Source organism: Pseudomonas sp. 58 R 12 (assembly GCF_900005865.1).
Lineage (GTDB): Bacteria > Pseudomonadota > Gammaproteobacteria > Pseudomonadales > Pseudomonadaceae > Aquipseudomonas > Aquipseudomonas tritici.
This window is the reverse complement of the sequence record NZ_CVTP01000021.1, coordinates 307,166-328,180: the sequence shown is the minus strand read 5'-3', so window position 1 is coordinate 328,180 and position 21,015 is coordinate 307,166. Positions and strand designations below refer to the sequence as shown.

The following is a 21,015-nucleotide window of genomic DNA, read 5'->3' as shown; positions in this document are numbered from 1 at the left end:
GTTTGTGGGAAATATCATAAAGGAGGCCTGCGACGTTTAGTCGCTCGGGGCAGGTAAGATGCTCCTGTAAAGTGCGTTTTTCGCGGGCATTTCAACTAAATTGGATGGCTTTTATAGTGAAAGGCCCTGGGCTGGGCTTTTTATACTGCATGCCCCGCCGAGCTTGCCCAATGGCGGACACTCCAATAACAAAATGAGGTTGTACCTTTATGCCAGTCGGCAACCCACTGCCCCACGGCGAGACCGCTCAAGGCGGTCCGCTCAAACGCGAACTCGGCGAGCGGCACATTCGCCTGATGGCCTTAGGCGCCTGCATCGGTGTCGGCCTGTTCCTCGGCTCGGCCAAGGCTATCGAAATGGCCGGCCCGGCAATCATGCTGTCGTACATCATCGGCGGCCTGGCGATCCTGGTGATCATGCGTGCGCTCGGTGAGATGGCGGTGCACAACCCCGTCGCCGGTTCGTTCAGCCGTTATGCCCAGGATTACCTCGGCCCGTTGGCGGGCTTTCTCACCGGCTGGAACTACTGGTTCCTGTGGCTGGTAACGTGCGTTGCGGAGATCACCGCCGTGGCCGTGTACATGGGCGTGTGGTTCCCCGACACGCCGCGCTGGATCTGGGCCCTGGCGGCACTGATCAGCATGGGTACGATCAACCTTATCGCAGTAAAAGCCTTCGGTGAATTCGAATTCTGGTTCGCGTTGATCAAGATCGTCACCATCATTGCGATGGTCATCGGCGGCGTCGGCATCATTGCGTTCGGCTTTGGCAACAACGGCGTGGCGCTGGGTATTTCCAACCTGTGGGCCCATGGCGGTTTCATGCCCAACGGCGTGCAAGGCGTGTTGATGTCGCTGCAGATGGTGATGTTTGCCTACCTGGGCGTCGAGATGATCGGCCTCACCGCCGGTGAAGCACGCAACCCGCAGAAGACGATTCCGAGCGCTATTGGCTCGGTGTTCTGGCGCATCCTGCTGTTCTACGTCGGCGCGTTGTTTGTGATTCTGTCGATCTACCCGTGGAATGAAATCGGCACCCAGGGCAGCCCGTTCGTGATGACGTTCGAGCGCTTGGGCATCAAGACCGCTGCGGGCATTATCAACTTCGTGGTGATCACCGCGGCGCTGTCGTCGTGCAACGGCGGTATTTTCAGCACCGGGCGCATGCTCTACAGCCTGGCGCAGAACGGGCAGGCACCGGCCACCTTTGGCACCACCTCGAGCAATGGCGTGCCGCGCAAGGCGCTGTTGTTGTCGATCTTTGCGTTGTTGCTGGGCGTGTTGCTCAACTACCTGGTGCCAGACCAGGTGTTCGTCTGGGTAACGTCCATCGCTACCTTTGGCGCGATCTGGACCTGGCTGATGATCCTGCTGGCCCAGCTCAAATTCCGCAAAAGCCTGAGCCCCGCTGAACAGGCCGGCCTCAAGTACCGCATGTGGCTGTACCCGGTCAGTTCCTACCTGGCGCTGGCGTTCCTGGTGCTGGTGGTGGGCCTGATGGCGTACTTCCCGGATACTCGCGTGGCGTTGTATGTGGGGCCGGCCTTCCTGGTGCTGCTCACGGTGCTGTTCTACGTGTTCAAGCTGCAACCGAACAACGCGACTGCGGCGCCGGTGCGTTCGGCCTGACGCCACCAATGGCCCGCTGCGTGCGGCGGGCCATCCAGTCTATCCCGCCTGCACGCCTGCCTTGAGCGACTGATCCAGGCGCTTGTTGAACTCCAGCCACAGCGCGAGCAACCCCATCAGTGCAGCACCGGCCACAGCGGTCAGCAATTGCATCGCCAAGGCATCCCCGGCCATGGCATTGATCATGTCCGCCAATGGCGCGAGCACGACGCCCAGGCAAAACACCTCCAGCGAATAACGCCCCATGCGACAGGTATGTTGCGCCAGCCAGTTTTCGGTCCAGCCACGGCCCGGCAGCAGCTTGGCGGTGACATAAGCCAGGGCAAGGAAGTGCAGCAGGCGCAGCGGTGACAAGTCGGTCTTGCTGATGGGGTAGATGAGGTCGCTGATCACCGACGGCATCAGCGCATCGTGGATCTGCGGCCAGCGCCAGGACAGCGTGAGCACGCCGGCCATCAACACATAAATCGTTGCTGCGACAAACACCGGCTGGCGGCGCAGTGGCCGAGTGTCCACCGGCCGTTCTTGTCGGCTGTAGAGCGCCGCCGCGCCTCCCAGTATGAACAGCAGTTGCCAGGTCACCGGGTTGAAGTACCAGACACCATCGGCAATCGCCCGCAGATTCCAGCCCATCCACGGCGCCAGCAAGTAGATCGTCGTAGACACGGTCACCACCGCCCAGGTGTTGCGCAGCATCAACGGCAACACCAGCGGCAGCCCTGCCAGCAGCACAATGTAGAGCGGCAACGGGTCCATCAGGTTGGGTTTGAAACGCAGCAGCAGTTCATCGGTCAACGCTTGTTGCGGGTGGGTGACGAAATGCGTCAGGCCCATCTCTTCGACAAGGTCGCGGGTTTCCACGTGGCTGTTAGCGAAGAACACGATGCCCATCAGCATCGCCAGCAGGAAGATATGCACCACATACAACACCCAGGCACGCCGCAGGATTTTCAGCGAGGCAATCCAATAGCCATCGCGTTGCAGGATCTTGCCGTAGGCCAATACCGCAGCGTAGCCGGCAAGAAATACAAACACCTCAGCCGCATCGCTGAAGCCGAAGTTGCGCAGCGTGATCTGGCCGAGGGGGTTGTGGGGGACGTGATCCCAGAAAATGAAGATCAACGCCAGGCCCCGAAAAAAATCGATGCGCGGGTCGCGTCCGTTCAGCATGGCAGCGGGCTCTTGTACGAAATGTTTATTAAAGACAGGCAGGCGTGGGCGTTGGCGCACGCCACCCGTCGGGCGGGCGCAGGTTGGCGGTATTTGTAAGCAATTGCAAAGGCTGGGTATTACTGAATGTCTCTAGACATCGATGATGACTAACGTGCCTTGGCTGCCGGCGAGTACGCCATGGGCGGTACCCGCTTCGACCAGGTACATCTGGCCGGCGGCCACGTTGATGTGTGTATCACCGATGCTCAGGCGCAAGCAGCCGTCGATCACCAGCAAACCTTCGTTGTAGTCGTGGGTTTCTTCTTCATAGGCCTTCTCATCCATGCGCAACACCTTGATCCGCGCCGGGCCGACTTGGCCCAGGCGCGTTGATTTCCAGCTGTCAGGCAGTTGCTCGGCGATGGCGGCGAAGTCCAGTAACGGCATGTGAATCTCCTGTTTGCAACGATGCCGTCGGTGGTCCGGTTCAGCGCGAAGTTGTGGTTCAGAACGTATCCATCAACAGCACCCGGCAGGGCTTGGCTTCATACGCATTGATCTGTGGGACCAGCCGAGTGAAGTGTTCGGTCTGGCAATGTGTATCGAGTGCGGCCTGGTCCGGCCATTGCTCGACAAAGATAAAATGCCCCGGGTCTTTTTGATCAACGAACAGATCGTAGGCAATGCACAGCGGTTCCTGGCGGGTTTTTTCCACCAGTTCTTCGTACCACGGGCGCACCGTTTCCAGGTGTTCGGGCTTGATGAAATCTTCGGCGATGACTTTCAACACGGTGTCTCTCCTTTTTAAGCCGCCGCCACTTCATGTGGCTCAAAACTGTCCGCCCGCGCCATCTGCCACATGCGTGAATAGAACTCGCCATTCACCTCGCCGGTCAGCAACTCACCGGGTTTGAGGAACACATGCAACTGCGAAAACAGCTTGATCTCTGTCGCCGACATCCGCCGTACCAAGTGCTTGGCCGACAGTTGCGACGGATGATCCAGACCGGCCGCGGCGAGCATTTCCGCCAGCGCCTTGAGCGTGTTGCGATGGAAGTTGAATACGCGCTGGGCCTTGTCCGGGACCACCAGCGCACGTTGACGCAACGGATCTTGGGTAGCAACGCCGGTCGGGCATTTGTTGGTGTGGCAGCTCTGCGATTGAATGCAACTGATCTTTATGGCCCCCAAATTCCAACTACTCGTCTGTGAGTGACTGAGTGAGTGGGTCGCCTAGTAGTTGCTTATACTACTCAGCGCGCTAATTTGACCATCCACGACCTGCTTCACCCAAGACATGGCTAACAAATGTCGTTTGGATTTGCAGGGACAATCTCCTCATGTGCAGATCGCTCGCGTTTCATGAGTGCCTGAAGAGCGCCCGTCAGTTGTCAGCTTTCTCCCCCCCAGAGGCGATTGACGGTTGTCCACGTGCACCCTAGCTCTCGCGCAATCGCAGCACGGCTATGGCCCTGGGCCTTTAACTCCTGAACCAGCTGCATCCGGTGTCTGCCCTCAGTCACTCTAGGGGCTTCAAGCTTGTCCGGTTTCGCTGGCAAAACAGTGTCTGCTAGTCCTAAAGCTTCCATTTCTGCAATGGCTGCGAGCATGACGTTTCGCGGGGTTTCTTGTTGGCTGGCAGCGATAACTAGCCCAAAGAACGTTGCAGAATTTACGCCTAAAGCGTCTGCCAGAGCTTTAGTGACGTCCACTGTAGCGTTAGCTTTGGACGCTTCTAGCAAGCTGACATATGGCTGCGCAACCTCTCCAGAAATAGCTTGCTGGTGCAAGCCCTTGGATTTGCGTAGCAGTTGCAGTACGGCCGCGTACGGGCGACGCAATGACATTCTATCGCCTCATCAAAAGGAGACGGTATGCCGTGTTTGCCAATAAACACTCAAATATATATAGTTATTCAAATGTTGATTTGGCCTTGACCTTTAGCTTCGGCTCGGTAGCCCAGATGTCAATTTACGCATTACTAAACTGGAGGGGCGACTCATGGTGTGTCCGTCCGAAAGCGAGCTACTTCAAGGGAGCGGCCTAGCGCTAGAGGGCAGCACTTTCTCGGCCGTATGGGAACTTCGACGACGCTGTGAAACGAACGACGAACCACGTTAGACACCAATATAATAGTAAGGGGGTCTTTTCGGTATAGGAGGGTTTTTTTGAGGGAGCAACCTCGTCGGGCTGCTTATAGACGAACGGTGGGTTCTTGATCAAACGCTCGGTATAGAGGGGGTCTGGCAGGATACATTCGAGCCTATGCTGTAGATGCTCGACAACGTGCAACTGGCGGGACACTAAATAGTTTTAGTAGTAAGGGGGCAAAAACGATCGCGAACATAAAGCCCCGCGCCGAGTTGGCCCAGTCGGCGCCGATGGCCAGGACGCTGGCGATGTCGAACGCGCTGACGATCTTGCCGCTGGCGCCGAGCTTGATCTTGTCGCGCAGGTTCAGGCCCACCAGGGTGTTGTGCACAAACAGCAGGCCTTCGCGCAGCGGCACGCCGATATGGTCGGTGAACTCCACCGGCGCAGCGCCGGTGCCGCCTTCCTTGCCATCCACCACGATAAAGTCCGGGAGGATGCCGGTTTCGAGCATGGCCTTGGCGATGCCCATGAACTCCCACGGGTGACCCAGGCAGAACTTGAAGCCCACCGGCTTGCCGCCGGACAGTTCGCGCAGTTGGGCGATGAACTGCATCAGTTCGATGGGCGTGGAAAACGCGCTGTGGCGCGACGGCGAGATGCAGTCTTCGCCCATCATGATGCCGCGGGTGTCGGCAATTTCCTGGGTGACTTTGTGCTTGGGCAGGATCCCGCCATGGCCGGGTTTGGCGCCCTGGCTCAAAAAGTTAGAATTTCCCAAGTGTTGATCTAACGAGAATTGACCCGCCCATAGGCGCTGCTGCGTGGCCACGCTGTATTAACCATAAGGTTTATGGCTGCCTTACTGCATCAGCCCTGACAGCTGTGATGTGCGATTTTTACCAAATAGCTAACAACTGCCCTTATATAATATATCTGTAAGTATCGCTAGAGAACTGCTGGGGTTACACCCAAAAGCCCGGATTTTCTAGGCTAATGTCCTATTCGGAGCGTCAGCTGAATAAACTCTAGCGGGCGGTTGAAAAACATGATTTAGTTATCTTAGGTCGGGTGCTATGGAAGTGTGTTTTACGATGGGTTCAAATTCAAAAAAAGAAGTTCTAAATCCCATGTTGGGATTTTCTTACACAAGCTAGTGTGTGCGGAACCGCGCCAAGCAAACTCAGCATAGTTTCATAAAATCTTATAAATCCTTTATATGGAAGGTGTATCTGTGGGCCGTAAGCGTGTCAAGGTGAATGTTGAACATGAATTGTTGATTGCAAAAACGCAGCAACGGTTTGATTTTACCGATGACGATGGCTTATACCCTTTTTCCAACGTATTCCAATGGCGTCCTCAGAAAGGCAAAGCCGAAGGAACTCTGGTTTCGCTGACAATCGATGTGCAAGCTGCTACGAAGATGGAGTTAACATCTAGAGCAGATAATTCATCTAGATTTTTTTATTCTGAATTCAAAGAGCGATATCCTTGGGCAGTACAAGCACTTGGACGGGGGCTTAAAACTTTATGTTTGGGTAACCGCGTTTCGCATTCGGAAGGCTCCTACACTCGAAATAGCGTTGGAGTTTTTTTAGATTTTTGCAGGCGTGAGGATGTAGAGTTAAGTAATTTTGAAGATTTAAACTTTCAACTTCTTTGTAGTTGGCGAAATGATCTGCGTTTGGACGCTAGACAAAGCAGTTACAAAGCAGCCCTATTTAGACGATTCTGTAAGGCGCTTGAGTTATTGATGAGAACCTCTGAATATCCCGTAAGGTTTTCGGTTCCGGTATACAGGTCTGATATGCCAGAGCATCTGACTCCTTATAGTGATGCGGTGATGTATCAATTAATAGCTGCGGCGATTGCTGATATTGAAAATATTATCGCTGGCGCAGATCAGTTTAAAGAAGTTGCCTTTGGTATTGCGAATAGTAACCCTCTAATATGGCGTGCGAAAAGGTACGATTGGAAAACTATCGTATCCGATTATATGCAGGGAGGGTGCAATATCAGGAATGCAGTCAGTAATTGTATACCCCTAGATGATGGGGCTAGAAGGGAGCTTACGCGTAAAAGTATTTACATGTTCAGGCGCTGTCCAGATGAATTTCAAGAGTTTTTTTTAAAATTTGGCCTGGTTGCTAATAAGAAGGATGGGGCGTTGGCCGCGTTACGACGGTTAGATGAAACGCAGATACCTAGCCGAGACTCTATGTTCCCGTTTTTTTTATTCTTCCTAATAAATTCTGGCGCTAATAAGGAGACGGCGTGTAGCTGGAAGCGCAGATATAAAGTGGGTGGTAATTTTATATCTCCTCTGGAATGGAAAGACCCGTTTGACAACACGCGATGCCGGCTTAGAGGAGTCAAGTATCGTGGCAAAAGCGTCTTGAACGTCGGCGTCGAAGATACGTGGATACAGATATCGGAAGAAGGGATGTATCCGATTTTAGAGTTTTTAATTTGGTATACAGAACCATTGTCAAAATTGGCAAAAACCGGATTGCGAGATAATCTGTGGTTATATACGGAGAACAACAAGAAAGAAATTTATGACTATGGAGAACATAACACTTTTTGGGTGGCAGCCAAATCGTTCTTGAGTCGTCATGAAATTTGGGATGTTCAGATTGAAAAGGATGGAAGCTTTACTAAAGAAAGGGTCACATCTTTAGATAGTAGGCGATTTCGTAAGGTTTTTATAGCTAAAGAATTATTGAGAGCGATTAACGAGTCGCAAAACTTTCAAGAGCTATCGAATCAGCTACAGAGTGCCATGCATCACGCCAAATTTGACACAACATTAGCAAGCTATATGTCTCTAGGAAAGTCAAAAGATATTCTTGATATAGGTATATTCGCGTTGCAAACACAAATGGTAGAAGAGGCTCTTAAATTTAGAGGAGGGCGAGTAGAGCACTCCGATTTATCAGGTCGGCCTGGCTTATACACCAATTGTGCGGACCCAACCCATCCTGATCATGAATGGGCGGTCACTGAGGTGGGATCGGAGTGCGGTGAATATGACATGTGTCTCGGATGCTCTCAGAGCAGGGTGTTCAGCATACATCTTCCTCGAATTGCAATGAGAATCCTTCAGTACGAGGGCTTCCGAAAATCAATGTCTCGTGAGTCGTGGGAGGCCGCATTTGGCCGTAAAACTGCGCGTGCCTATGACTTGCTGAGCGGCTGGTCAAATGAGAAAGAGGTCGAACAAGCGTGGCTACAAGCACGTGCCGGGATGATTTCTCTTCCACAAATAATCGTTCGGGGGTAGCAAGAATGGACTCGAAGCCATTATCGTTCGAAGTTACGGACAGTGCTGTAGAAAATCCGAATATAGTGGAAATACGATGGGCTGATCTTTATCGCCATGCTGGGTTTTATGGAAATAAAAAAGTCTCAAGGTCCAGCACCTTTAGTGAGGATGTTTGGGATTTTCGTATAGAAGGGGGAGGTCGTTTATCTTTTAATTCAATTCTAGGAAATAGTGGGCGTAATGTGTTGCCTGCTAAAATCTTATTAAAGCTAGTCGCTTTTATACTGTTAGGGTTCAATGCAAGGTTCGAAAGGTCTTGCAGGACGGTACAGAATATCTTAAACGAGGGCAAACAGTTAATTCAGTGGCTACTCATGCAAGGGTATTTTTACGCTGAGAATCAAGACGGGTATTTTAAAATTCCTAGTGATCTGTATGTCGAAGAATTTACGCCATTCTATAACAGGGTTGCAGAGTCTAGTTATCACGAAAATACAAAATTTGACAAAGTGAGGTTTCTCTCCGAATGGTGGATTTTGTCCGCATCTGATGATTATCTGCCAACCTGTCTGAAACTTACCGCTGATCCATTTGGTGGAAAAAGACTTGGCGATCTATTTGGCAAAGCGGATTTTCAGGAAAAGATTTCAAGTTCAAATGATGAGTATAAAGAAGAGAGTGGGTGGCTACCTATTCCCCTTGATTTTGCGTTTCCGATGGCTAAAGCAGCTGTTGAATACGTGGATAAATACGCGTTTTCGCTTATTAGATTCTATGAAGTAGTTTACGAGGGTATCGTCAGCGTAAAACGTAGTAATACTGTAACTCGTGGTCGTGTGATTAAGGAGTGCGCAGCACGCGGTATCACACTTGAGGAATTAGGGGAAGACTTACCATTTCCATTGCAGTTTGAGTATTATGCTTCTCCATCAGACCCATCAAGATTCACCTATCGGTTAGACCGGAGAATTGCAGATAAGGCATTTTCATATATAAAGCGGGCAGCAGTTGTGATTATTTTGTTCACGACCGGAATGCGCTCTCGCGAGCTTAGAAGTTTAAAGGTCGGCTGTTGTGTTTTGGACTACCGCATTGGAGTTGAAAATCTTTATCGCCTGACTGTTACCATACAAAAGACTAGTGCGGAGTATATTGCCGGTCAAGTCGTTACAATCCCTGTGCCAGAAGTAACTTATCGTGCGGTTATGCTTTTGGAGAGTTTGGGGCGCGCTACTCGACGTGGCGATATTCTGATTTCTCCTCTTCACAGTAATGAGAAATCCGATCATGTAACGGAACCGGTATGCGGTCAAACTGTTACTAATTACGTGCAGAGCTTCTGCAAGGATAGCGGCATAGATTATCTTCCTCATCCTCATCAATTCAGGAAAACCATTGCAGGTTGGTTTGCGATGAATAGTCCCGTTTTGGGGCCTTTACTTGTCATGACGCTTTTTTCTCATAAAAATATCAGTATGACGGAGATGTATTTCAGAAATAATCCCATGATTAAGTCTGCTCGTGAGGAAGTATTGGTGCAGCAGTCTCTGACATTAGTCAAAGGTGTTAGCCATGCCGTATCAACGGGGAAGCTGGCGGGGGTGTCCGGAGAACGTCTTAAAGAGGGCGTCAAATCAGAACCTCTTTTCCAAGGGTTAACGGGAGAAGTTTTAGGAGCTACTCTTGAAGAGTATCTACTTGAGCGAGCTTATCACGGTTCCATGCATTTTCTACTCACTCCGTTAGCAATCTGTATGTTCAACCCAGATGATAGTGACGAGAAACCATGCTCTAATTTGATTGCGAGCACCGCGCAGAACAGAGATGATTTTGCTTCAATTGGGCTTCCACTGACGAGTGCATGTGTAGGTGCCAAATGCAATCACTGCCTGCTGACTGAATGTCAGGCAGAACAGCTTGAACAATCTCTGAATTTTTATCGGGAGCTGATCGACGGTGCAGGTGTCGATGACTATTCTAAGAACCTTCATCTCATAAATACGGCACGAGAGTTCGTAGTGGAGTACACACCGCTATTGGAGAAAATCAGGTGAACGATAGCTGGCAACGGCTTACTCGTGCTGAAAATGTGCTAGATGAACTCCGTTCCGAGTGCATGCACAGCGGTAAGAAGATTGCAGTATCTCGACTAGCAACAATGTCTGGTGTCGATAGAAAGTATTTCTACGGTCACGTCAATACGCCTAATACAGAGCTGCGGATGCGCTGGAAGGCGCTGGGGGATAAAGTTAAGAGTTTCAATCAGTCTTTACTCCCTTCACAGAAAGTTAATGACGGAGATCAGTTGTCAGTCAATGACAAATTGCGCAATGCATTGATTGAGAATTACACTCTTGTAGAGAGTACGGGTCGACTTAGCTTAATCAAAAAAAGTTTAGAGGAACACTTGGTCCTAGCAAAAGAAAAAAATGAAGCTTTGGAACACCGTATAAGGTTTTTGGAAGCTCAGCAGTATAATGGATTAGTAACGAAAGGTGCGATAGTGCCGTTTCTACATAAACCAGTTATTGTGTCGCCAGATAGCTTGTCTACAGGCGCGGACTCATTGAGCCGTGTTAAAGCATGGGTTGCGGCAGTTAGCGAACTAAAGATTTTACTAGCTAGGCCGCTGGATAAAAATTTATATATTACTATTGGTATTCCTGGTAGCGGAAAAACGACGTGGGCTTCTGCTGTACAAGCGTCCCTGCGTCTGCCTTTAATCTTTGATGCTTGTAGTATTACAAAGTCAGATCGATATGAAATTCTGGAAGCGGCTAAAGGTTCGTGTGGTGTGCGTTGTATTGCAGTGGTTTTTAAGGTGCCATTGGATACAGCTCTTGATAGAAATGGTCGTAGAGTAGAACGTAGTCGCGTCCCAGAAGAAAAAATTGTCAGCATGTACTCGTCTATCGAGTATCCAGAGTTATTCGATGTCGTTGAGCTATTTGATGAGATCATAATCATTCGTTGATGGTGTGGAAAATGGTTTTAGAGTTTGTTCGTACGGACATCGGTTTAATAGTTCCCCACATTGGAGGGAAGCTCGCTTTTCCATTGGTTAATTATTTAATTCATCAGTCCAAAACGCCAATCAAAAGAGGGGGCACCCGAGAGCTTCAGACGCTTGAAAATATTTACAGTTACATGAAAATTTGGTTTGACTACTGTTCGGATCTAGGGCTGGGATATGAGATGGTCACCTATGAGGTACATTTAGAAGCATTTCACAGTTCGCTAAAAAATCGGGGGCTAAAATCAGGCTCTTATAACAACTATTATCGAGCTTGGAGAAACTTTTATGAGTGGTGTGATTCTGAAGGAATTCCCCACCTGATGCGGTTTCCTGCAAAACATACTATTGGTAATCGCTCATATGTCGGATATGGAAATGGTTCTAAATTTGTTTCTTTTGAGAAAGTAGAAGTAGACCCAGGTCTGGAAAGCACCAGCAGTGTTTCTGATTACAAAGAAAAAATATTAAATCATGAGGATTTTGAAGCTTTATCAGAAGAATTAAATAAGCAAGACCCTGTTTTCAAACATATCGCATATATGATGGTTACCACTGGGCTTCGAGTCGGTGGAGTGATACAAATTCCAGTCGGCGCAAACGCTCTTAACCCAAAATGGCTACGTTACCCTGATCTTCAAAAAAAAGGGGTTAACTTTCAGAAGCTCGTCTACATTCCAAAAGGGCGCAAACGTAAACTTGAGTGTCTGGTCCTCACTGAAGCTTTAGGCGTACTTCATAATAACTATATCACTCAAGACAGACCGAAAAGAGCTGACTTGTTTAGAAAGAAAAAGGGTAGCCATGGATTGGTTCCGCTGTGGCTAAATGTAAATGGTAAAAAAGTTTACCTATGCGATATTTGGGCCGCTTTTCGTGCGGCATCAAAAGTACTTGGTCGACATATAACTCCGCATTTTTTACGGCATACTTATGCTTCTTATATAGTGTACTACTATTTTAAAGCTAATGGTTTTTCTCCTAATTTAGCGTACACGCACGATATTCATGAACAGTTGAGGATTCAGTTAGGGCATTGTGACGTGGAAACAACAAAAAAATATATTCGTACCGTTATTAGTGTCAAGATGGAAACTTGGTTGCCCTTATTAACTCCCTACGTACAGCAGGTTGTGGATACGCATTTGCCAGAACAGGTATTAGCTGGAGTCACTCGTTTTTTTGAGCCACATGTTGACAGCTGAATACACCAACGCTGTACGCAGAGCGGGTCTCGTTCCTATATGTAATGCGATGATTCAAGCTAACTATTGTTGCCGTTCGCTGTGGTTTAAGCATATTCAGCGCCTCGATACCCTTTGTATGAACTTCTTACGCCAATCTCTCTGCCCTATCTAATTAGTCTCTATTCATTAGGCACTCCCGAGCTTTCGCACTAACACTGGTTAGGGTAGTTTTCAAACCATGTCACCGGCTCCGGAACAAATCCTGGTTGTGCTAGGGGGTTTAACTTATCCGACGTCACTGTATGGACAATTGAATGTGCCGCGATACTCATGAGGTAGATCGAGAGATCCGGATCAGGTTACGTTTTTCAGACATGGCTCCAGCGCCTGCGCAAACTGTTGCTGTAGCGAGTACTTTTCACCCTCCATTTCCCGGATCGTAAGCGGCAGCTCTTCATGAATGGCCTTGTGCAACGCGGTGCTCGGTAGAAATGATCATCTTCAGTGCCTCTCGCTGCGTTGGCTGGTCCTGCAAGGCGTGCAATACCTTGAGCAAGTCAGTGCACGTGTCGGCGACTTGTCGTTGTTGCTGTTCAGCGACCAAGCTTCCACGTAGACCACTGTATTTGTCATTTGTCCTCGGGAGTCAGCTGCTCGATTAAGGACTGAATTCCCTCATAGCAGAGGCAGATGCCACTAATGACCAGAAGGCCATGCACGATGACTGGATATACGTAATTCAGAGCAATTGCCAACGTAGCCAGGATAGCCTTGTAACCAGCGACACTTTGCTTACAGCCCACACCACAGGCAGCTCGCGGTCCGCTTTGAGTACAACGACCAGCAAGGTCGTCAGTATCCACGGATCGACCGGCATCCAGATTGGCGACCACAACGTGCAGAACCTTGAAGTGGCTTTGAATGAGATGCTTGCCTCAATCGACAACGCAGATGCATCCAAGGAAGAGCGAGAGCAAGCAAAGAACCGGCTCAATGCCTTCCTTGCCCACCCATTGGTTTCTGCTGCTGTTGGTGCATCGCTTCCGATAGCCTTTGGCTTACTGAGTTGACGAGAAACTATACACCCTCGGCCTGCCTTGGCCGGGGGTGTTGCCGTCTTGCAGAATTTCGCCATTTCGCCATTTCGACGTGCTTTGTGCGGTCTGAATGCTAGAAAGCGGTCTGGCGATATTTCTCACAAGGGCGAGCTTGTCTGTTTCTGACATGGCCCACGGAAATAATCGGCTGTAGCCTTGATTAATAAATACTATCACATATAGTAAGTGGATAGTAATAAACTATATACATGCTTGTATTGAGGTTAACTTTGGGTTATTTGAGGTTTCGGAGATCGTAGTCAGGCAGTTAGCCATCAGTTACTATCTGTGTCATTGACTACTGCAAGGGAATTGTATGTCCGACGATATGAACCACTTGAATTTCTCACAGCGCATGGGATTAGTCTCGGTTGTGAAAGCTCAAATTGACAATATTGATTTGCAACTCCAAAACTCTCTATGGAATGTGTTAACTACAAAATTCTTAAACTGTTACGAATCTCGAACACCAGCATTTTCAAGCTGGATAACGTATTCTAACTTTAAAAAATTTACAGAGTTGCTTTATAGTGATTTTTACAAAGCTCCTGTAGATACAATCCCCATTCACTGGAAGGAGTTTGTAGATAGCTTCAGAAAAGCTTTTTACAAGATGAGCTGGCATCAAACATACAGCCTTATAGAGTTTATCGTGCAAGTTAACTATCTAGGTACTAGGCAAGCCTTGATTGAAGGCTTCAATAGAGCTTTAGTGCGAGAAAACTCAGCGTACCGGTTTGTCAACGGGTTACTAACACCCATAACCTCTAAGGACGAAATCGGAGAGATAGAACGAGCGATTACAGATTCCGACCAACATGCAGGCGTGAGAACTCACATTCAAACATCACTTCGCTTCCTGACAGACAAACAAAACCCCGACTATCGGAACTCCATCAAAGAAAGCATCAGCGCTGTTGAGTCTTTGGCAAAGAAACTGGTGGGTGATGAAAAGGCTACGCTTGGCCAAGCCCTGAAAGTTTTAGAAAAACATCACAACCTTCACCCAAGTCTCAAGATTGCTTTCTCCGCTCTATATGGTTACACCAATGATGCTAGCGGTATTCGTCATTCATTGATGGATAATGAATCCGCACTTACCCAAGCAGATGCTCGATTCATGCTCATCTGCTGCTCAGCGTTCATAAACTTTGCAATTGATAGCACGAAGATCTGATTAGTCCCAAGGCAAAGGATCACCAACATAATCGACGACAGTCCCCTGCTTGAGTACTGTGTACTGATCAATTGCGAGCAGCGCTGACAGCTCGGCAGTTGGATATCGCCCAACTGATGCTAAGCGGCCATCCCAGTGAAGCGATTGTCGACTGACTGGCGGCCTAGGTTGACGCCGCCAAAACGTATCGCAGGCTTATCTATAGTAAATTGTCTATCAAGGGGCAGTCTAAGTTGTATCCCAGTTTCTTGATCGGCGTTTGATATTATGATCTCAAGGGGGGTTGAGTATAAATGAAGCTTCGGAGCGCTGTATTTCATGGTTTGCCTGGTATCGAAAGGTTGCCCTTGGAATTTGACAATGTAAACGTTTTCGTCGGGCCCAATGGGGCTGGGAAAACGACGATCTTGCTAGTGGTGAAGCTTGCGCTCGATATTTTGTCGCGCAAGACAATATGTGGTGAGATTGGTGATTTTCCTAGATGGCTTTTATTCCGGTCGGCCGAGTTGGTGTTCGAAGATCAGGAAAAGTGTCTGTCAAGCTCTATGGCTGAAGTGCTTGAAGTGGTTTCAGATGAGCTGTCTGTGAAAATCATATGCGATGGCAATGAATTTTTCATCGAGCATTTAAAGTCTGATTCGGAAGTTCACATCGTTTCTGCTCATAGCATTGTCAAGATTGAGGACTTGCAGAGGACGATAGAAGAAACCGAGCGCCGGATAGATGAGACTCAGATGCAGTTAAACGTTAATAACAACTCCAATATCAGGGAAGTGCTTAATCAACTTCAACAAGCGCGTGAAGGTTATCTGACTGAGCTTGAGCGGGTTTCGCAGTGCGAGATCATCAAGCCAGGAACCTTGACTGAGGACGTTGAACGGAGTCTTTTAGATGAAGCCCTTGGTAGGACTTTGTTCCCGGCGGCGGTTCTAGTGGACTCGAACAAAAACATTGATAACGTCATTCCAGAGTTCATCAGCAGGATGTGCGATCAGCAATCTGGAAAGCCAGTAGAGAAAAGAAAGTTTCGCGCTGCCCTAGAGGATCTGGGACGGCTGCTCCAGCATGAGATTGATTTTCACGAATTCGATGGTGAAAAGTGCCTCTCAATTGATGGAGTCGACTACCGCAGGGCTTCATCAGGTACCCGAGTTTCGCTTGCTTACTTTGGTTTGACTCAATTTTTGAATCCTACAGACCTGGTAATTTGGGACGAGCCCGAGAACGGCTTGCACCCCACTCGCAGGATCAGGATTTTGGATCTCATTCAACAAGACCCACGGCAATTCCTGATCGCTACCCACGCCCTAGAGTTTGCCCCTATCTTCGCGACCGATAGCAAAATCTACAGGTGCGACTCGTCCTACGAAGAGGATGCAGAGAACACGACGCTTCAAGTCAGAGAAGTGACCAACCGCAAAGATGGGTTCCTTTTGCTGGAGGCGTTGGGCGTGCAACCTGCCCGTACCTTGTTCACTGCGAATGTAGTGCTCTGGGTTGAGGGCCCTACGGAACTGGTGTTCTACCGTCACTGGCTCAAGCATGCCCTCCAGGGGAAGGATCTTGAGGAGGGGTTTCATTACACAATCATGCATTACGGTGGCGGCTTGATTTCGTATCTTGGGGTTGCTGACGATGAGCACCGTGAATTAGCTTTTGATGCACTCAGTATCTGCCGCAACATCATTATCGCCATCGACTCCGACCGCGATGGGGTTTTGGAGGGCAATGACTTAGAAGGTCTGAAGCCTGGCGCCCGGGCGGTGAAAGCCGAGGTGGATCGACTGAACACTAGCAGGCCCAACTCCGCGCTGTTTTGCGTTACCAATGGGCGTGAAATTGAAAACTATTTGCCTCCCAAGGCACTACTCCATGCAGCTGCTAAGTGCTGGCAGGGCTACGCGGATCATAAGGCAAAACTCCCAGTTGATGATTTTGCATTTGGGCAATACGAGCCTTTTCACAGGGCTCTGGAGACGTTTTTTGAGAATGCTGGTATCACCAAATCGAAAGTTAAAGGTGACGTCCATTACACTCATGTTCATGGAAAAAGCTTATGGGGTGAGGCCAACAAGGTGGCAATGATGAGGGCCGCTCTGACTTTCGAGGGCCTGAAACCAGAAGACATGCTCTGGAAGTTTTCACACGAGCTTGAAGAGATTGTTAAGTTTATAACCCGGGCAAATGCCTCATGACCCGAGCCTTCTGCTTAAGATCATATGGAGGCCTGCGACGCGGGTCATTGTGGCGGGGGCATAGGTCTATTTGGGCGCAAGTCTCAGTGAGTACTTGAGCAACAGTCATCCATGATGAAACCGATATCTTCATTCGCTAATGACGGATTGAGGCGCGATCATTAGGGTTGGAGCTACGTTGCGCATTAAAATCCTGGCGATAAGGGGGGGCCGTCCGCTTAAAAACGCGGAGACCATCGTCCTAAATACTGTAGTTCGGAAGGTGTGTTCGCCATCCGCTTACCGTCAGTGAGCACGCTTGCAGTCTTCATCGCAGCGACTTTTCTCATGACCGAGATATCGTCGAACAGCGTGGCGATGTAATCAAATAACGCAAAAAAACTGCTTCCTGCCATTGTGACGACTCCATAGGGTACGGGCGCTAGACAACCTGAGGCTTCTCCAGTTCGAATTCTATGCGAAGGGTCCGAGTGTCGTGCCTCTTGACCCACCGACGCTCACATTTACGTAGATTGATCGGGATAAATTTTACGTGCGTGTAGGTAACCAGCAGCAATATGCAAAAATTGCACATTACAGTTACGTATGATCGCGGCCGGACCTTCCGCAGCCGCAGTGTCCGTTAGCACATAGTCACGGAATTACTGCGGAACTCGGTGCGACTGAGGCACGCAGTGTTTGTTGACTAAATACGAAGACAAGGTGAAGGTCGGCAAGAACTTGCGCAGGCCGTCAGAGTTGCGCCCAACAGAAACCTACAGAGATACTCCTCTTTCTCGAAAAGCGGTCATCTATCCTCGCTTTGAACACCCTCAATAAAAAAGGGCCCTCTCAGGCCCTTTTGCACTTAAACCAAAATCACTTCGTCAGCCAGGACTCAACAGTCGAGGAGCCATGCTCTGCTTTCCAAACCTTCAACGTTTTATGATTTCCGCCTTTAGTTTCGACGACTTCACCAGTGTGAGGATTCTTGTAAACCTTAACGGCGCGAGCCTTTCGGATAACTTTGGTCGCTGCGGCTACAGGAGCCTGCCGGATAGAAGACTGTGGGTCGAGGATCGCGACGATGTTGCGCAGGCTGTAACCGTATTCACCCAGTAGATCGCGGAGCTTTTGCTCGAACTCAATCTCGCGTTTCAGGCCATCGTCGTTTTTAAGTGACTCAAGCTCTGCAAGTTGGGTAGCAAGCTGCTGTTCAAGAGCGCGGAACTCAGCAAGACGGGACATGTAACACCTCCGGTAAGTAGTTCTGGAATTATACCGCTAACACAGGTGAACGAGTCAGTGTACCTTCTCATTCAGGTGGGTTTGAGCTTTTCGCCGATGGTGTTGAAAAAGTCGATTTTCCCAAATACTCGAATATTGATGGGTTAAAACACCACTGTTGCACACTGCTACGTGAAACCCCAGTCCTGAGCCATCTACAAAAAATTCAGATTTCAATCTCAAGCGCGTGCTTTTCTGGCGCGGAATTAGACACCGACTGTTTTCAACAGAGTCGGCCGATGACAGCCCTTCGTGAAATACAGAATACGACCAGTAGTTGACCTGGGGCCTCACTGGATGGGTGCTCCCGAATTGGTACCATGCTGTGCCATAGGTCCGCATCCCTGGGTGAGTCAGCGCGCTTTGGGGACGCTTTCAGCTTGCAAGCTAATGACAGACGTGACGCTAGCCCGTAAAGATCAGTGCATTGAAGGCCTTTGCTAGCATGTAGGCGCAATCGGGGAAGGCACACAATGCGGTACCGAAAAGCGTCAGTGTGGTTGCAACGATCATTGCACCGGCCTGACCTGCTAGCGCGTAGGGAAGTGTGATCTCCTCGTGGTAGCGAATGTTATCGAAGCATAGGCGCATATGCGTTTTCAGCGCGGTAAGCTCAAATGCGGCGCTATTATGTTTATCCTGAAGCGCTTTTAGATCCTGGCGTAGCGAAGCCAATTCACGGTGCTCCTCGCTACGGTAATTCTGTATTGCTGTAGTGTTGCTGAAGGAGAACGATTTGTTCTCAACGACCGCAGGCGTGGGCACAAAGATCACGCGCAAAGCTTGGATCTTCGCCATGGCAGCCAAGGCGATGGTGACTAAGCCTGAGAGCACAGCCAGAAAAAGCCCAAAGCCCAGCATATAGTTTTTTTCGGTGAAGCCGAGCGCCGTAAAGATCGCCGCGACCAGCACTATTGTCAGTACCATCCCTAGAACTGTTTTCATTGACCGCGCCTACGCATTTATCGGGGCGGCAGTATGAGCGGCGTCAAGCGAGGAATCCATACGCAAGACTCCAACGCATAGTGTGACCCTATTGGGGAGCGGCGCACGCCTCAGCCTAATCGGCCGATACTGGTTGTCAACCATTCGCGTCTAGATCGCCTTTTTCACGGTTCGCACTTAGAGTGCTATTCTGCCGACTGAAAACTGACCTAGGTGTTCAACTACTTGTGCTCACTTTTTGAGCAGGAGAACACAGGTTGATCAGCATGGAAATGTTGGGAAAAATAAGGAGGATGTACTTCCGCGACAAGCTCTATATATGTGACGACAGCAAGAGTGAGAGCTACTAACGTAGCGATGCCCGAAACGGCCTCAGCTCAGCCTGAAGGATTTAACAAGCCTTTTGCTATTAGTCCGAAAAATAAACCAGTCGCGAACGAGCACGCTATCAGGATAGGTAAGATAAAACGGCGATTCGAAAGTGCGGCCATGCTTCACCAAAGCACTAGGAATCAGATCTATTGTGGATCATCAAGTGATAGTTTGGGAGGCCTCATAGTTTTTTGCTGGGCGGATGTGAAGCGCCACTCTTTTCCTAAACGCCTTCGACGGGCTCCTTTTGGCCGATCTCTACCTGTCGCGAGAGCCGTAATCGACCTAGAGCGGATGCCCAGACATTCAAACCAAACGAGTAGACAATCGACTGCTATTCCAGCCATTTCCAGTGCGTATGAACAACGAATCTTCCCAAAGCGAATCTACCGGCAGCAGTACAGCATATAACCTTGCGCAGGCCCACGGTGCCCGGCCTCTGTCCGTTGAAGGCTATCATCAAACGGTAGAACTGTGCGGTCGCGTCGCCTGCGGCTGGCTGTTCCGCTACAGGATCATTTGCAGCTTGGACATCCCGGCGCATGACCAAGAGTCATTCGCTGGCGCTGTAGGTTGCTTGGTTGCTGGCGACGGTGAGATACGTGATCTCTCAGGTCCGATTTTCATGGACATGCTTCACATGCTGGCATAGCTCGCGGTACCACTTTGGCCGACCTCTGCCGGTCACAATGGGCGGGAGTCGACCCGTAGCGGCTGTTCATGGGTGAGTTATGTCGTCCAAGCATAGGCTGGAGATGCCTACGGTGCCGGGGGCAGTCCACATAGACGTAGTTCCTGTCCGCGAATTATACGCCTCACATGGCCATACTCTCTCTTCAAGTAGTCCGTATCCAAACTCAATCCGCACAGATCCGCTATCGATGACGTCAGATCCCAGACAGCGCCATTTGGATTCTGCATCTTTGAATATTCATCTAGAGTTTTGTGAGCAATCTCCAACCCGTGCTCATGAAGCCCAATGGTGGTTCTGACTCCATATCTAAGTTGAGTCGGCTGCGCTGAGTCGAGATCGAGGGTTGAAAATATCGGCGGTCCAACATCTACCCCGCCTTTGTCAGGTAAGGAAACCGCTACATCAAAAATTTTGCCATCGACTTCAACCCATGAATGATCAAATGCCCCTACAGTTGACATGACCTCACCGATTACCAGTTCAGGTTTTAGTCCCATCTCACTCAAGATTATGTAGAGGCACGCAGAGGTGTCATGACAGGCACCGCCCCAGTTGTTCATCCAAGTCATGTTGAGAAGAACGTCGAAAACCTCAAAAATGTCTTTCCCATCTTCAATGGTAAGTGAAGCTATATGGGCATTCTGGAGCCATAGCGGTATGCGCGACATATTAATTCCTTCTCCTATACATTTTGAATCGTCCCAGATGCCATAGACTGCTCCCAACCTCAAATGGAGCGCTCGTGAACGTCCTCTGCTGGCTGGCTCCTAGCTGTCGGTGACAGGCAGAAACCGGCCAAAAGCTTATACTCATAAGCTTCACAGAATCCCCCTATTGGGATCTGCCCTCAGGAGTCATGATCTGACTACAGAAAGCTTGTTCAACATCTAACATGTCACAAATATTTTATTTGTAGGGATTCGGCTTCATCAC

General features: G+C 49.5%; 15 protein-coding genes and 2 pseudogenes. 8 read left to right on the top strand and 9 right to left on the bottom strand.

Going from position 1 to position 21,015, the window contains the following annotated elements:
* Nucleotides 1-209 precede the first annotated feature (209 nt).
* The gene (locus tag BFP95_RS18830; protein ID WP_065872554.1) at nt 210-1,628 is read left to right on the top strand and encodes an amino acid permease; all 1,419 of its coding nucleotides are present in this window, start codon (nt 210-212) and stop codon (nt 1,626-1,628) included.
* Nucleotides 1,629-1,667: 39 nt separating this feature from the next.
* Here the strand turns inward: BFP95_RS18830 and BFP95_RS18825 are convergent, their stop codons facing one another.
* The 5 genes and pseudogenes from BFP95_RS18825 to BFP95_RS18800 form a co-directional block, all read right to left on the bottom strand.
* On the bottom strand, nt 1,668-2,798 hold the full coding sequence (locus BFP95_RS18825; protein ID WP_065910548.1) for an OpgC family protein: 1,131 nt from the start codon (nt 2,796-2,798) through the stop codon (nt 1,668-1,670).
* 132 nt (nt 2,799-2,930) lie between these two features.
* Nucleotides 2,931-3,227, bottom strand: a complete 297-nt coding sequence (locus BFP95_RS18820) for a cupin domain-containing protein (protein WP_065872552.1) — start codon at nt 3,225-3,227, stop codon at nt 2,931-2,933.
* A gap of 58 nt (nt 3,228-3,285) precedes the next feature.
* Nucleotides 3,286-3,570, bottom strand: coding sequence for a putative quinol monooxygenase (locus BFP95_RS18815; RefSeq protein ID WP_049709792.1), 285 nt, complete (start codon nt 3,568-3,570; stop codon nt 3,286-3,288).
* 14 nt (nt 3,571-3,584) lie between these two features.
* Nucleotides 3,585-3,956: pseudogene (locus BFP95_RS18810) on the bottom strand (glutamate synthase-related protein); the annotation flags it as partial.
* 1,159 nt (nt 3,957-5,115) lie between these two features.
* Nucleotides 5,116-5,634: pseudogene (locus BFP95_RS18800) on the bottom strand (glutamate synthase-related protein); the annotation flags it as partial.
* A 471-nt stretch (nt 5,635-6,105) separates the two neighbouring features.
* Here BFP95_RS18800 and BFP95_RS18795 point away from each other — a divergent pair.
* The 7 genes from BFP95_RS18795 (at nt 6,106) to BFP95_RS18770 (ending at nt 16,805) form a co-directional block, all read left to right on the top strand.
* The gene (locus tag BFP95_RS18795) at nt 6,106-8,154 is read left to right on the top strand and encodes a hypothetical protein (RefSeq protein ID WP_139115320.1); all 2,049 of its coding nucleotides are present in this window, start codon (nt 6,106-6,108) and stop codon (nt 8,152-8,154) included.
* A gap of 5 nt (nt 8,155-8,159) precedes the next feature.
* Nucleotides 8,160-10,190, top strand: coding sequence for a site-specific integrase (locus tag BFP95_RS29090; protein ID WP_083224236.1), 2,031 nt, complete (start codon nt 8,160-8,162; stop codon nt 10,188-10,190).
* Complete coding sequence (locus tag BFP95_RS29565; protein WP_139115319.1) at nt 10,187-11,110, top strand: ATP-binding protein; 924 nt, start codon at nt 10,187-10,189, stop codon at nt 11,108-11,110. The genes BFP95_RS29090 and BFP95_RS29565 overlap by 4 nt, the downstream gene beginning before the upstream one ends.
* Before the next feature lie 11 nt (nt 11,111-11,121).
* Nucleotides 11,122-12,354 (top strand): tyrosine-type recombinase/integrase, encoded by a 1,233-nt coding sequence (locus BFP95_RS29085; protein WP_175405987.1) that lies wholly within the window; start codon nt 11,122-11,124, stop codon nt 12,352-12,354.
* Nucleotides 12,355-13,049: 695 nt separating this feature from the next.
* Nucleotides 13,050-13,406, top strand: coding sequence for an RIP homotypic interaction motif-containing protein (locus tag BFP95_RS18780; protein WP_065910541.1), 357 nt, complete (start codon nt 13,050-13,052; stop codon nt 13,404-13,406).
* A gap of 343 nt (nt 13,407-13,749) precedes the next feature.
* Nucleotides 13,750-14,610: an AbiJ-NTD4 domain-containing protein gene (locus BFP95_RS18775; RefSeq protein ID WP_083224234.1), complete on the top strand. Its 861-nt coding sequence runs from the start codon at nt 13,750-13,752 to the stop codon at nt 14,608-14,610.
* 293 nt (nt 14,611-14,903) lie between these two features.
* Nucleotides 14,904-16,805 (top strand): ATP-dependent nuclease, encoded by a 1,902-nt coding sequence (locus BFP95_RS18770; RefSeq protein ID WP_065910540.1) that lies wholly within the window; start codon nt 14,904-14,906, stop codon nt 16,803-16,805.
* Nucleotides 16,806-17,023: 218 nt separating this feature from the next.
* Here BFP95_RS18770 and BFP95_RS30070 read toward each other — a convergent pair whose 3' ends face one another.
* The 4 genes from BFP95_RS30070 to BFP95_RS18755 all read right to left on the bottom strand — a co-directional run bounded on the left by BFP95_RS30070 (nt 17,024) and on the right by BFP95_RS18755 (nt 20,750).
* Nucleotides 17,024-17,200: a hypothetical protein gene (locus tag BFP95_RS30070; protein WP_256534252.1), complete on the bottom strand. Its 177-nt coding sequence runs from the start codon at nt 17,198-17,200 to the stop codon at nt 17,024-17,026.
* A gap of 463 nt (nt 17,201-17,663) precedes the next feature.
* A complete protein-coding gene (locus BFP95_RS18765; RefSeq protein WP_065910539.1) occupies nt 17,664-18,032 on the bottom strand; it encodes a histone-like nucleoid-structuring protein, MvaT/MvaU family in 369 nt (122 codons plus the stop codon).
* A 444-nt stretch (nt 18,033-18,476) separates the two neighbouring features.
* The gene (locus BFP95_RS18760; protein ID WP_065910538.1) at nt 18,477-19,016 is read right to left on the bottom strand and encodes a hypothetical protein; all 540 of its coding nucleotides are present in this window, start codon (nt 19,014-19,016) and stop codon (nt 18,477-18,479) included.
* 1,131 nt (nt 19,017-20,147) lie between these two features.
* Nucleotides 20,148-20,750, bottom strand: a complete 603-nt coding sequence (locus BFP95_RS18755; RefSeq protein WP_065910537.1) for a lasso peptide biosynthesis protein — start codon at nt 20,748-20,750, stop codon at nt 20,148-20,150.
* Nucleotides 20,751-21,015 lie beyond the last annotated feature (265 nt).